The 12,867-nt window shown below is 53.9% G+C and carries 12 protein-coding genes and 2 tRNA genes; 8 read left to right on the forward strand and 6 right to left on the reverse strand.

Translation table 11 applies throughout. The annotated features are described in order from the left end of the window. Window positions 1-51: 51 nt before the first annotated feature. Together AC0V6Z_RS01740 and AC0V6Z_RS01745 are read left to right on the forward strand one after the other, a co-directional pair. Window positions 52-1,371, forward strand: coding sequence for a sodium:solute symporter family transporter (locus tag AC0V6Z_RS01740; protein ID WP_472639703.1), 1,320 nt, complete (start codon window positions 52-54; stop codon window positions 1,369-1,371). Continuing rightward, complete coding sequence (locus tag AC0V6Z_RS01745) at window positions 1,361-1,636, forward strand: hypothetical protein (RefSeq protein ID WP_472638090.1); 276 nt, start codon at window positions 1,361-1,363, stop codon at window positions 1,634-1,636. Before AC0V6Z_RS01740 ends, AC0V6Z_RS01745 begins: the two co-directional genes overlap by 11 nt. A 217-nt stretch (window positions 1,637-1,853) precedes the next feature. On the opposite strand, the gene AC0V6Z_RS01750 is transcribed toward AC0V6Z_RS01745, so the two are convergent. Next, window positions 1,854-2,486: a hypothetical protein gene (locus AC0V6Z_RS01750; RefSeq protein ID WP_472639704.1), complete on the reverse strand. Its 633-nt coding sequence runs from the start codon at window positions 2,484-2,486 to the stop codon at window positions 1,854-1,856. Between the two features lie 647 nt (window positions 2,487-3,133). On the opposite strand from AC0V6Z_RS01750, the gene istA reads away from it, so the two are divergent. The 5 genes from istA (at window position 3,134) to AC0V6Z_RS01775 (ending at window position 9,404) form a co-directional block, all read left to right on the forward strand. Beyond that, window positions 3,134-4,666, forward strand: a complete 1,533-nt coding sequence (gene istA / locus AC0V6Z_RS01755; protein WP_472639705.1) for an IS21 family transposase — start codon at window positions 3,134-3,136, stop codon at window positions 4,664-4,666. Next, window positions 4,663-5,391 (forward strand): IS21-like element helper ATPase IstB, encoded by a 729-nt coding sequence (gene istB / locus AC0V6Z_RS01760; RefSeq protein WP_472639706.1) that lies wholly within the window; start codon window positions 4,663-4,665, stop codon window positions 5,389-5,391. Before istA ends, istB begins: the two co-directional genes overlap by 4 nt. 189 nt (window positions 5,392-5,580) lie before the next feature. Beyond that, window positions 5,581-6,627, forward strand: a complete 1,047-nt coding sequence (locus AC0V6Z_RS01765; protein WP_472639707.1) for a hypothetical protein — start codon at window positions 5,581-5,583, stop codon at window positions 6,625-6,627. Window positions 6,628-6,634: 7 nt separating this feature from the next. Further along, window positions 6,635-8,329, forward strand: a complete 1,695-nt coding sequence (locus AC0V6Z_RS01770; protein ID WP_472639708.1) for a hypothetical protein — start codon at window positions 6,635-6,637, stop codon at window positions 8,327-8,329. A 67-nt stretch (window positions 8,330-8,396) separates the two neighbouring features. Next, complete coding sequence (locus AC0V6Z_RS01775) at window positions 8,397-9,404, forward strand: hypothetical protein (RefSeq protein WP_472639709.1); 1,008 nt, start codon at window positions 8,397-8,399, stop codon at window positions 9,402-9,404. A gap of 106 nt (window positions 9,405-9,510) precedes the next feature. Here the strand turns inward: AC0V6Z_RS01775 and AC0V6Z_RS01780 are convergent. Together AC0V6Z_RS01780 and AC0V6Z_RS01785 are read right to left on the reverse strand one after the other, a co-directional pair. Then, window positions 9,511-9,586 (reverse strand) — tRNA-Thr (locus tag AC0V6Z_RS01780). 54 nt (window positions 9,587-9,640) lie between these two features. Then, window positions 9,641-9,714 (reverse strand) — tRNA-Cys (locus AC0V6Z_RS01785). Between the two features lie 149 nt (window positions 9,715-9,863). On the opposite strand from AC0V6Z_RS01785, the gene AC0V6Z_RS01790 reads away from it, so the two are divergent. Next, window positions 9,864-10,643, forward strand: coding sequence for a thioesterase family protein (locus tag AC0V6Z_RS01790; RefSeq protein ID WP_472639710.1), 780 nt, complete (start codon window positions 9,864-9,866; stop codon window positions 10,641-10,643). Window positions 10,644-10,669: 26 nt separating this feature from the next. On the opposite strand, the gene AC0V6Z_RS01795 is transcribed toward AC0V6Z_RS01790, so the two are convergent. From AC0V6Z_RS01795 to AC0V6Z_RS01805, 3 genes are all read right to left on the reverse strand, one after another. Next, complete coding sequence (locus AC0V6Z_RS01795; RefSeq protein ID WP_472639711.1) at window positions 10,670-11,488, reverse strand: crotonase/enoyl-CoA hydratase family protein; 819 nt, start codon at window positions 11,486-11,488, stop codon at window positions 10,670-10,672. An 88-nt stretch (window positions 11,489-11,576) separates the two neighbouring features. Continuing rightward, window positions 11,577-12,002, reverse strand: a complete 426-nt coding sequence (locus tag AC0V6Z_RS01800) for a winged helix-turn-helix domain-containing protein (RefSeq protein ID WP_472639712.1) — start codon at window positions 12,000-12,002, stop codon at window positions 11,577-11,579. 314 nt (window positions 12,003-12,316) lie between these two features. After that, window positions 12,317-12,775, reverse strand: a complete 459-nt coding sequence (locus AC0V6Z_RS01805; protein WP_472639713.1) for a helix-turn-helix transcriptional regulator — start codon at window positions 12,773-12,775, stop codon at window positions 12,317-12,319. Window positions 12,776-12,867 lie beyond the last annotated feature (92 nt).

Here is a 12,867-nt window from a genome sequence, read left to right on the forward strand (position 1 = left end):
TCTAAGGCATAGGAAGGCGCTCCTTACACGCGCTTTGAGGGAGACGAGGTTGTGACGCTTGAGACGATCGATGTGGTGATCATTGCTGGGTATGCGGTGGCGTTGCTGGGGATCGCTTTGGCGGTGAGCCGCGAGCCTAAGGGTCGCGATAAGAACACCGAAGATTACTTCCTTGCTGGCCGCGCTTTGCCGTGGTGGGCGATTGGTGCCTCGCTGATTGCATCGAACATTTCAGCGGAACAGATTATCGGTCAGTCCGGCCAGGGCTTTGCCGTCGGTATAGCGATCGCGGCCTATGAATGGCAGGCGGCGCTGGTCCTGATCATTGTTGCAAAGTACTTCCTACCGATCTTTTTGAAGCGGCGCATTTATACGATGCCGCAGTTCCTTGAGCAGCGGTATGGCTCCGGCGTGAAGACGCTGATGAGCGTGTTCTGGGTCGCGCTGTATACTGCGGTTAACCTCACCACGGTGCTGTGGCTTGGCGGCCTTGCGGTGGAAAGCCTGACGGGGTGGGGCGTGCTCACTTCTATGGCGGCGCTGGCTGCCTTTGCCGCACTCTATTCGCTCTATGGCGGGCTGAAGGCGGTTGCGCTGACGGATATCATTCAGGTTGTGATCCTGATCCTGGGCGGCTTTGCGATCACTTGGTTTGCGCTTGATGCTCTGCCAGCGGATGGCGCGCTGGGCGGACTGGGTTACCTTATGGGCGAGATGCCGGGCCACTTTGAGATGATCCTCGATAATGATCATCCCGCCTATAACGATCTTCCGGGCATCTGGACGCTGCTGGGCGGGCTGTGGGTGCTGCACTTTAGCTATTGGGGTTTTAACCAGTACATCATCCAGCGCGCGCTTGGCGCAGAGAGCCTGGGTGAGGCGCAAAAGGGCCTAGCGTTCGCTGCGTTCCTAAAACTGGTGGTGCCGTTCATCGTTGTGATCCCGGGTATCGCCGCGGTCATTCTGGCTCAGCAAGGCGCGCTTGACGGCGCGGCTTTGGCGGAGCGTTCAGACCGCACTTACGGCGAACTGATGGGCTTTGCGCCCGCTGGGCTGCGCGGCCTCGTGTTTGCAGCCCTAATCGCAGCGGTGGTGAGCTCGCTCGCCTCGATGATGAACTCGATCTCGACCATCTTCACAATGGATCTCTATCGCAGCGTGAAGCCCGATGAGACCGAGCAGCATTATGTGACCGTTGGCCGCGTGGCAGCCTTCACTGCAATGGCGCTAGCGCTGGTTCTGGCCCGGCCGTTCCTCGGCGGGTTTGAAAGCGCGTTTCAGACGGTTCAGGAATACACCGGCTATATCGCGCCGGGCGTGGTGATCGTGTTCTTGCTCGGCTTCTTTGATAAAAGGGCCAATGCGGCTTAGCGCCTTTACCGCGCTGATTGGGTCGGTTGCGCTGAACTTCATCGTCAACGCGGTTCTGCCTGATCTGCCATTTGTGGTGCGGATCTGGATCGTGTTCCTGGTTGGCCTTGTTGCCGCAGCCATCGTCTCACGCATGACGGCAGCACCGGATGAAGAGCAGACCGTCAAGCTGGGTGATATCAGCTTTATGACCACCGCATTGTTCAACACGCTCGCAACCATCACCATCGCTATCCTCATCGGCCTCTACGCATACCTATGGTAACGGAAGGCTAAGCGCAGTTCCGATTTCGCTCGCACCTAGAATACAAAGAGAGACGCAAGTTGGCCGCCTGAACGTCCGCTTTCAGGAACTAAGACCTCGAATGCTTGCGTCTTGGATTGGGGCGCATTTCTGCCGCGCAATGAGTTTGCTTTCCTCTTCTGGTTGCCCTGGTTCTGAGAAGTCGGATTTCGCCTCCGCAATTTTTCGTTGCTGATGGTTACCCCCGAAACTCTTTTGGCATACGCTCGAAGCACAGCTTTTCGGCTTTCCTCAAGTCGCTTACCAGTGTTTGATATCGAGGGAGCTCTTCAGTCCAAGAGCGGAAAATTTCGATCCGCTCATTCAGCTTTGGAAAGGTGCGAACCTTAGCGTAGCGATCTATCGCGTCGAACACTTCTTCGTGAAACGGCACTTGGCCGCGGTTGATTAAATAGGGAATCATATGCCTGTAAAAGCCACAAAAGCTGTTCCAAAGGTCGTGGTTTTGTAAGGCGTCCGCCCATTCGAGCAGCAAAACAATCGCGGCGAGCGTTTTAAAGTTCGGAAACTGCTCCAATTCGTAAAACATCCGATCAATTGACCGACTTAGGTCATCAGAACCATACCCACCTCGCAATACAGTTTGACGCACCGGATCACCAAGCGCTCCGATCTCCAGGATTATTCGGTCTTCATCGAAGTGCTCACCCGCTAAGATATCCCACATGCCAGTGCGGTAGATACTGCCTGAACCTGGAAATCTGAAATCAGTCATCGCTACGCGATACGCACCATTGTGCGGAGACGCATCACGCAAACCGCGCTTGTAGCGCTCCCACGTACTTCGGTCACCATTGCCGCCGTCTACCACTTTCCAAAACCAGTATGGTGATCGTCCGCCCAATCCTCGGGACGTTATTTCAAACCACACCTTAGTGCGCAGTTTCCCTATCGGACCAGCATGCGGTCGACCCTTCGCCATCTGGCTTGTTTATCTGCCAAAAAACAACGTGTCCAAAAAAGGGGAGCGAATGGCCACCTTAACAGATCGAATTGCTGTCGGCAGAAAGCGGGACGAATCGACTGCTTGAGGGCCAAGAGTGACGAAGTGGGACCACGAGGAAGACAGAATGCAGCAACTGATTGAAGCGCACGGACCATTGATGACTGGGCAAGCACTCTGGAGAACCCTTGGGTTCACAAGTGCTGCAGCTTTTCGCAAAGCACGTTCGCGTGGTCAGGTTGGTGTGCGGGTGTTCCAGGTCGAACACAGGCGCGGGACCTATGCTTTCACCCGAGATGTGGCCGAATGGCTCATTAAGTTAGATGAGGAGACCAGAACATGATGTAATCCCGAACAAGATACCCGGGAAAAACAAAGGCCCCACCGCGTTGGTGAGGCCTCTGTGCGATTGATCGCGTAGCAACATCAATCTGCTCCCAAAATTCCGAAAATGCAACCTCCGAATTCGGAGAAAGATTCTGCGCGCCGGTAATTGGCGCAATGGGAGACGTTCAATGCACCCATATCGTGCAATGCTTTATCAAGTCCTTGAAGGCCGTCTATCGGCCAATGCAATCGCTGCCCAACGCAATATGTCCCATCATACCGTCAGGCGGGCCATGACGATCATCGAGCAAAAATCGATTGATCGCCAGGCTATCGAGAGTTGGGACGATCACGAAATGATGACGGAATTCGGTTCTACTCGAAGCGCTCATCCTATCTTCGAAGAACCTGACTGGGACGCCGAGGTCGCCTATTTGCGGCAAGGATTCAGTCGTATAGAGGCGCATAATCGGTACGTCGAGAATGCCGAGCCAGGATCGGCAATGAAGTACCGGACATACTGCAAACGCATCAAAGATCATATTGCGACGCTCGACCCTGTGATGAGTCTCGATCATCCGCCTGCCTATGCGATGCAAACTGACTTTGCTGGCTATCAACCTAAAGCTTGGGACGGTGAGCCTGCCAATATTGTCACATTCCAACTCTTCATTGCCACCTTGCCTTTCTCGCGGTTGATCCACGCATCAATTACCCGGTCGCAGAAGGTGCGCGAGCATATTCTCGCTAACGTCGCAGCGGTTGAGTACTTTGGGGGCACCACGATTGTGATCACACCGGACAATTTGAAGTCCGCAATCATATCTCGGCCCAGGTTCGGTCCCGCTCGGGTGCAAGTAGACTACCAGGCTTTCGCTGACCATTATGGCATGGGGGTAGTTCCGGCTCGCGTTAGGAAAGCGCAAGACAAATCCGCAGTTGAAAATTCTGTGAAGCTGATACAGCGCAGCTTGCACCTTCGGTTCATCAATCGGCCTTTGCCTTCTCTGCCCGAACTGAGGCAAGCGCTCGGCGAGATCGTCGAAAATTGGAACTCACGCACGCTCAGGCGGGCGAATGGTCACAGCCGCCGTTCGCTTTTCGAAGCCGAAGAGCAATCCCACCTCCGGCCTCTCCCTGAAGATCGCTTTCAGCCTGCGGAAATGAGAGGCGAGGCACTCGTTGGGCGAGATTATCATGTGAGCTGGAAGGGCTGCTATTATTCGGTACCACATCAGCATATTGGCAAAAAGGTGTCGCTAAGGGCCAGTGACAAGACGGTCGATATCTCTTTGAATGGTCGAGAGGTCGCGGTCCATCCAAGGCTGCATCAAGTAGGCAAGCGCCAAACTGATCCACAGCATAGGCCGATTGCGCATGCGGCTCGTGCAGAACCGGATCTCGAGAAGTGGGCGCAGACATACGATGTCGCTGTCAGACAACTTGCTGCTGTCGAAATGGCAAAAGACGTGACCTCGCAGCAACGATCGCGGCGCACTGCTTGGATCAAAGACCTACCGCGCATCCACTCTCGACGACGGTTCGAATTGGCCTGTGTTAGAGCTGTCTCTTCCAACGACCTGCGTTTTGAGCACGTGCAGAATGTCCTTGAACGCGGAATCGAGTCCTCTCCGAGCGGCTCCCGGGCGTCCGGCAAATTTTCCCCAGACAAGAACGTAAGAGGGAATGATTATTACGGCAGACAAGGAGATGCGGCATGAGCATTGAAACAGTCCGCCAATCTCTTCGTGAATTGCGCCTCGACGGCATGTACGCAGCTCTCGACCAGCAAAGCACTTCAACGGCCTATGCGGAGATGGCGTTCATCGATCGGCTCGAGCATCTTGCGATCAGCGAGAAGCTCGAGAGGCAGACGCGAACCCGCCAAAGGCTTTTTCGTCAAGCGAAGTTCAAGCACAAGACCGCTGACCCGGCGGACATCCAGTTTGGCGGTGAGAGGGCACTCGACAAATCGCAGATCGCAGAATTGCTCACGTGCGACTGGATTGAGCATACCGACAATCTGCTAATTTCCGGTGCCACTGGGACCGGAAAAACATGGCTGGCATGTTGCTTTGGAGTAGCAGCGGTCAATCAGGGTCTTTCGGTCAAGTACTTTCGAACGAACCCACTCCTTGAGGAGATGCGTCTGTCCCATCACGATGGCTCAATCGCGAAACTCCGAGCGTCGCTTGTGCGGGTGTCGCTCTTGATCTTGGATGATTTCGGTATCGCGCCCGTAAGCGAAGACGCGAAAGAAGACCTGCTTGAGCTATTGGATGGCAGGAGCGACAACGGATCGACTTTGATAGTCGGTCAGCTCGATCCTTCCGAATGGCATAACTACTTGGACTCTCCGCACCTCGCGGATGCCATTGTAGACCGGCTAACCCAGAGATCGCACAAGCTCGCGCTTAGAGGGCCATCCCTGCGAGCACGTCGATAGTCAATGTGGTGGCGGGCCCGAATTTGGGTCCGCCATTTCATTCGCTTTCTAGCTAGTGCTTGCACAGGGCACCAAGGCCGGCACGGCGCTAACATGCGCTTGCCAGTCAGGTCGCCATGCAACAACGAGTCTAGTTGGAGGCTGCCTCTAGATGAGGATGACTCCTTTCAGATTTCGATGCAGCGAGCATTGGAGGCTCTAGCAAGGCCTGTACAAGAATTGTCTGTTCATTCCGTCGTTGAAATAATTGGAAGGAAACCAAGCCTAATCACCGAGAGCTTGCTGTTCGATCTAGCAAGCGTCATTGACGACCTAGACGTGAAGAATGCAGGCACAATCAAGGGTCTGGATTATGGCTTGAGTGCCATGATACGTGTTGGCGGAAGCCAGAAGGCTCTATGGCTGCTGGAACACGTTGTCGCCGGACAAGACGACTCTCTAGACCTTGGCGTATTTGATTCATTCCAACATGCAATCTTAGAAAAAGGCGGAGATGAACTCGGCGTGGCGATTGTTGGCTGGTTAAAATCCGGCGCACCACAGCTTTGCGAATTGGCGAACGAAATGGTCTCTGGTGTCGCTGGAGACCCAATGAGATTTTCTATCGATTTCGCGGCTTTGAAACTGGAAGATCGAGAACAAGTCTTCGTATGCCGAAAGGCAATTGGATACTTATTCTTCCATCCCGTGACAGCGGCATCGATCATTATCTCAATGCTACGATCATCGTATGGCACACTTGCTGATGAGCTGGTTCGCAACCTTTTTGACCCTCTGCTTCTGAATTTCTCTGGTGAAACTCGCAAGTACGTCGAAGAAGTGTCCAAAGACACAAACGACCCCGCCAATGCGTCTGCCAAAAAAGCACTCGTGCTCATTGATGAATACATAGACGGCTTGAGGTCAGTCGGAGATGTTGCCGAGCTCCGTCCATCAGAAACCGAGCGGTTAGTCGAACGGCGCCACCATGCTCAAAAGATGGGTACTGCCTACAAGGAAAGTGAGAAAAAATCCGTGTTCGCAAACCTCTTCACACGAAAGGTACTGCTGTATGGAAATGGTTCGATTTTCACCGTTCATGCGGCTGATGGGAAGGTTCAAAAGTCCGCCACGAAATTGGCAACTCACAGCGTGTCCATTGAGTCTCCACGTCAGCTTACGATTGACCCCTTCGATCTTGATATGACGCTTCGCGTGCTTCGCTCGGAAAGGTTGGCCAATGATACTTCTGATTAGGGAATACTTGGCATCGCTAAAGGAACGAGGAGAGCTGGATGCGATCTTGCCTGACCTCTTGACTGGGAACGGGTTCGAAGTGATTTCCAGACCATCTATTGGCACGTCTCAATTCGGTGTGGACGTAGCAGCAGTAGGTCAGGACGTAGACGGCCAAAAAAAGCTGTTCTTGTTCTCAATTAAATCGGGTGATCTCACTAGGACAGAGTGGAATTCCTCAGCAAAACAAAGCATCCGCCCTTCCTTGGACGAAATAAGAGATGGTTACATCCCAAGCAGGATTCCATCAAAATACAAGAATCTGAAAGTCGCAATCTGCCTTTGCTTCGGAGGTGGCGTTGCCGAAGAAGTTCAGCAACAACTGCGAGGCTACACCTCGCGAAACACTTCCGACAAGCTCGAATATCAGGAATGGAACGGAGACCTCCTTGCTCAAAAAATTGAACAGGGAATTCTTAGGGAAAACCTCTTCCCAAAAAGCTTTAGAGACCTGTTACGCAAGGCTTCTGCCATGGTCGAAGAGCCTGATGAGTCAGCACGTTATTTCCGCAGGCTGGTCAACGAGCTTACGGCTGGTGATGACCTCAACGATCACGATAAAATTAGGGTTGTGCGTCAGCTAAATATCTCTCTTTGGCTGCTTTTCGTTTGGTCGAGAGAGGCTGGAAATGTCGAGGCTGCTTACGTTTCTAGCGAGTACTGCATATTGAGAGCATGGGACGTCCTGAAAGATGTTCTGAATGGACGGCGTTCTAAGAAGCAAGAAAGCGCGGGCTATGCTTTCAACCAGTTGGTCGAGCTGAATTTTGCAATCTGGGGCGAACTGTATGGCAAGAAAATGCTCCCTTATGTCGGTGTTCGCGATGGCATCTCTTCCGCCGTTCAATCTCCGGTAGGGATAGATGTAAATCTCAAGCTTCATGAAACACTAGGGCGTCTAGCGCTGCGCGGTCTTTGGATGATTTGGCAAAACTCGTCTTCGAATGACTCCCCAGAGTTTCTTCGCGGGGAGGTGGAGGAGGTCGATAACCTCGCCGCCGAAATTGCTCAGCTAATCACTAACAATCGTGTCTTACTTCTGCCGATCTTAGACGATCATGCCGTTGATATTGGGCTTGCACTTACATTTCTCGCGTCACGAATAGGTTATCATGGACTAGCCTGCGAATATGTTACGGAGCTAAGCAAGAACATTGAGTTCGCGTTCAAAACGAACGGCCCCTACCCTACCTGCAAGACGTCGTACTGGGAGCTGGTCGAACACCCCAGCGAGAACACAGACGCATACCGTCAAGATGCGACTGCAGGCAGTGTGTTGATACCCCTGCTAGCATATTGGTCGGCTCGGCTAGGGTTATCGGAGAATCTATCTCGGTTGGCTCAGTTCGCGCAAAGTGAGCTTCAGCACTGCACACATCAATTTTGGTTTCCCGATAGTGCTTCAGAAAACGAGCTGTTTACTGGAACTCCACAGACCGGAAACATGCTCACCGACATTCCGATTACAGATAATTCCGAGGAGATATTGGAGTTTATCTCCCAGCACGTTCGCGAAGATGACGGGTTTCGTGAGCTGTCCTGTGTCCAATTCGGCCATTGGATAATTGTTCTCGTCGCGTGCCGATACAATCGATTGCCTGTCCCACCCCATATTTGGGAGAACTTCGATTTCCCTACAAATGAGCTGTCGCCTGGCGAGTAGTACTGCGCTCCTTCCTTGCTATTTGCTCGGCGACGAATGCGCTCACATATACTAAAAGGAAACTGCGATGGTAGCATTCAACACCGATGGCCCAGAACTTAGTCCGGTGCGCACGGCTCTAACTGACGATGACTACGCAGAAGGAAGCTACCTCGGCCTCCATACTACGGAATCCGCATCGATCTGGCTTTATCGGGACAACCGACTGGTCTGGGTAACTGGAGACTTTCCGCCCAACGTAGGGTTCTCCCACAGTGAAGCTGGTGAGCAAATAATTGGTTCGCCACATCTCACCTTGCGTGAGTTTTTAGATGGGCACGAGAGATTCGGCGCAGAGGTAGCTATTCAGCGGATGAAGCTGATGCCAGAACAGTTCCATCCGCGAATAGCACGGCCAGCTCCACACCATAACCTTGTCCCACCGGGTGAACTTCCGCTTCTCCAAGAGCAAAGAGACCCGCTGTTTCTATCTCTCGATCAACTTAGAACTATTGTCTTACGGCTCGAGAAAATCCTGAGCGTTGTCCATCCTCACGCCGAGAATTTTGGCGTGTATGGAAACACCATTCGCGACTTGTTGTTCCTTTGTTGCACAGAATGTGAAGCGCAGTGGAAAGGGATATTGAAGGCCAACAACTATGCCGGACAACCAAGAAATTGGAACCGTGGCGACTACCAAAAGCTCGCCACGCCAATGCGATTGAACGAGTATTTGATTAGCCTCGCTAAGTTTCCATGGTTGGGCACCTTCAGGCCGTTCTCAGCTTGGGCATCTGACAATCTAGCAAAACCTCAAGGTGAACGAGATAAGCTTGAATGGTTCGATAACTATAACGCGGTGAAGCATGACCGAGAGCAAGAGATCGCACGTGGCAACCTAAAGTCTGTGATCGAGGCCGTTTGTGCCACATGGGTCATGATGATCTCTCAGTTCGGCTTTGCTGGGATGCGTGAAAATTCCGACCTACATCGGTTTTTCCATTTCTATGAAGGCCCATCGTGGCAGCTTTCCGAGGCGTATTTCGCACCAGGACAAACCACAGCAGGCTGGAACCCTGTCGCGCTTCAACTTTGACCGCAAGGTTTAACAGCCAGATAGGTTAGCAATGCAACAGCCATTGCTACAGAGACTGCTACAGAGCCTCTATCACATCTCTATATATTTCAATATCTTAGAAAACTGGTGCCGCTTAGAGGACTCGAACCTCTGACCCCATCATTACGAATGATGTGCTCTACCACCTGAGCTAAAGCGGCGCCGGTGGGTGATAGTGGCGAACCACCCAGATATGTATCTTCCCAAGGGAAAGATGGAGGCCCGAGCCGGAATCGAACCGGCGTACACGGATTTGCAATCCGCTGCGTCACCACTCCGCCATCGGGCCAACCCTTTTGGTCTTACGACCTGCGGAGCGCGCGCACTAGCGATTCGCGGCGGCAAAGGCAATGCGCCTTGTGCCCTTTGCGCGAAGCGAGCGAGTTTCCGTAAGGGCAATCTGGACGCAAGCACTTTGGCGCGGCAGAGATGATAGCCATGACTATCGCGAGCCTTCTCGAACCGATCACCGGCAAGCCCGGCCCCGCCCGCCTGGAGCATGCCAGCGACTGGATGCAGGGACGCACTCTATATGGCGGCGCGTCAGCGCTGGTGGGATACACCATGGCAGTGCGTGCCTTTCCTGATCTGCCCCCGCTAAGGGCTGCGCAAATCGGCTTTGTCGCGCCGATCGGCGAAGAGATCGAACTGAAGGCTGAAATTATCCGGCAGGGGCGCAATGTCACTCAAGTCCGCAGCGAAATTTTAAGCGAAGGGAAAGTCGCGCTTACCGGCTTCTGGCTGTTCGGTACCGGCCGCGATCCCAATGCGCTGCGCCCCTCCAGCCCGCCAGACGATTGGCCCGGCGGCCCTGAGGAAGCGGCCCAAGCGATGGCCGGGCAGGCGCTAGCCTTCATCCAGAAAAATTTCGATGTGCGTTTTGGCCAGGACAAAGGCAAAGACCACGGCGCGACCGTGCGTCGATGGGCGCGGCTGACCGAAGACCACAGCCTCGACACCGTCAGCCAATTGGTGTTGATGGGGGATGTGATGCCGCCCGGTGCGATGCGGATTATGCAGCGAATGGGGCCGATCAGCTCGATCAACTGGTCGTTTAATGTGCTGGAACCAGAGGCGAGCAATCCCGATGGCTGGTATCTGGCCGAAAACGCCAGCCAGCACGCCGACGATGGTTATTCCTCAGAGCGACTACGGATGTGGAACAGCCAAGGTCGCCAGATGCTGGACGGGCTGCAATGCGTCGCGGTGTTTGGCTAGCGCAGCAGGCGGGTTAAGCCGCAGCTTCACACATCGTCGAAATTGGCCTTGCGCTTTTCCATGCCAGCCATCACCGCCTCGACCTGATTTTTGGTGCGCATGATCCCGTGCTGCTCAATGCTTTCCTCCATCAGGATCGTATCGGTGTCGCTTTCCAGCATACCTGCTTGCAACCGTTTGGCTGCCCGGATCGCATGGGGATTGCGATTGGCAATCTCGCTGGCGATCAGAGTGGCGCGCGCGACCGGATCTTCGTCAACGTGGGTTGCAAGGCCCAGTTGATGCGCCTCCGCTCCGGAAAACTCGCGATTGGTATAAATAAGCTCACGCAACACATCATCACGCACCAGCCCGCGCCACAGGGCATAGCCACCCATGTCCGGCACCAGGCCCCATTTCATCTCCATGATGGCCATACGGGTCTCAGGATGGACCACGCGAATGTCAGCACCGCTGGCAATCTGCAATCCCCCGCCAAAGCACACGCCATGCACCGCCGCAATCACCGGCACAGGTAGCTTGTGCCATTGCATGGCCACCTGCTGAAACTTGTTGGCATTGCCATAGGTCCGCTCGGTCAATTCCGGTTCATCCGGACTGGGTGGCCGCGAGAAATTCGACAGGTCGAGCCCAGCGCAAAACGCACGGCCTTCACCGGATAGGACAACCGCCCTCAGGCCCTTCATCCGCTGCAATTGGCTGCTCGCCTCAATGATCCGCTGAAACATCTCAGGATCGAGTGCATTCATTTTGTCGCCGCGAGTAAAGCGCACCTGCGCCACCCCATCATCACTCAGCTCAATCGCAATGCGATCATTGGAAGTCATTGCAGCAGCTTCGGACATTGTCTTTTCCCTCAAGGTCTAGGAAACGGGCGCTCCGCCTCATCTACCAAAAGACTGCCGCAAGGCGTTCCTCAAGTCCAGACACACCTTAGGGTTTGCCGCTGACTTCGTTCTCGTCATGCTCCGACGTTTCATTAGAAAATTTGAACACACCCGGTTCAGCGGGAACATCGAGGAAGTACCCACGGTTTTCATCCGTCACCAGGATGTGCGCCAGATCGAAACCAGCCAGTTTTGCCCGAACACGGGCGACGTGGACGGCAACACTATTGGTCTCTGGTTCGTACATTATGCGCCAAACATCGGCGAGCAATTGCTCTCGCGATAATGTAACCTGCGGCTCTTCAGCGAGCCGCCACAGCAGTTCAAATTCACGCGGATGAAGCCCGAGCCAGCGATCCTCGATCCGGCCATCGCGATGGAAAAGGTCCAGTGTTAGATCACCCGCCTCCCGAAATCTGGGGATCAGCGCGTCGCCATCAGGCACCAGATTATAGGCTGCGATCGAGCTCACGGCCCACTCCATGATGCAGCACCCCACATTGTACAACCGCCCCTGAATTCGGCCTACAGACAGAATAGGCGAAGTATTAACGCCATCCGCTATCTTAACTATGTTCGGTATTATGCATCTTAAAGGAATGTACAATGAATTCGTTCCCGGCCTCAGCTCGGCATTTTTCAAATGTCAAGTACATCAATTACTTGCGCATATCTGTGGCGTGATTTTCTTTGAAAGCACTGTGGGCGCCATTCAGAAACGCCCATCTCTTCGGGCACTAACAGTGTGGCGGCCCACCCTAAACCTCCCAGATTTGCGGGGGTGCTTTAAGCGCTAGCGTCCATGATATCGCTGAGCGCCTGAGCGGCGCTAAGCGCCAAGATAACAGCAAGAAGGACACCGAAGGCGATCCCAACAACCGCTGCTAGCCGGGCCAAGACCCCATAGCGGCCATCAAAAATGCCGAGCGAAATCTTGCTTTCGCTGGTTCCCGGGAAGCCCATCTGCCCGGGGAATTGAACCGGACCAATAAATGGCTTCACACCCGGGCTGCCTTCGCCTGCCCCTGATCCGGATGGTGAAGGCTTCGTCGCGCGATATTTCTCAACCAGCTCATTTAGGCTGCCAGCTTCATAGACGTCTTTAAGAGCCCTGATATGCTGATTGATGCGGGTCTCAGAAACCCCCATCTCCTGAGCAATAACTTTGATCGGGACGCGCCGATCAATCCGCTCGATAACGTCACGCTGCCGATCGGTTAATGGCCGTGGGTCGGCGGATGGCATTTGCCTCTCCTCAAATCGGCAGTGCTTTTGCGAAAAACGCTCGCCAAGCCATTCCGCTCCGAACCAAACTCAAGAATTTCTCTTTGAGCCAT

Source organism: Erythrobacter sp. SN6-5 (genome assembly GCF_057364945.1).

Bases quoted from the DNA above. Each gene is read 5' to 3' on its own strand.
- AC0V6Z_RS01745 (WP_472638090.1), top strand. From the start codon at position 1,361: ATGCGGCTTAGCGCCTTTACCGCGCTGATTGGGTCGGTTGCGCTGAAC.
- istA (WP_472639705.1), top strand. From the start codon at position 3,134: ATGCACCCATATCGTGCAATGCTTTATCAAGTCCTTGAAGGCCGTCTA.
- istB (WP_472639706.1), top strand. From the start codon at position 4,663: ATGAGCATTGAAACAGTCCGCCAATCTCTTCGTGAATTGCGCCTCGAC.
- AC0V6Z_RS01775 (WP_472639709.1), top strand. From the start codon at position 8,397: ATGGTAGCATTCAACACCGATGGCCCAGAACTTAGTCCGGTGCGCACG.
- AC0V6Z_RS01790 (WP_472639710.1), top strand. From the start codon at position 9,864: ATGACTATCGCGAGCCTTCTCGAACCGATCACCGGCAAGCCCGGCCCC.
- AC0V6Z_RS01795 (WP_472639711.1), bottom strand. From the start codon at position 11,488: ATGTCCGAAGCTGCTGCAATGACTTCCAATGATCGCATTGCGATTGAG.
- AC0V6Z_RS01805 (WP_472639713.1), bottom strand. From the start codon at position 12,775: ATGCCATCCGCCGACCCACGGCCATTAACCGATCGGCAGCGTGACGTT.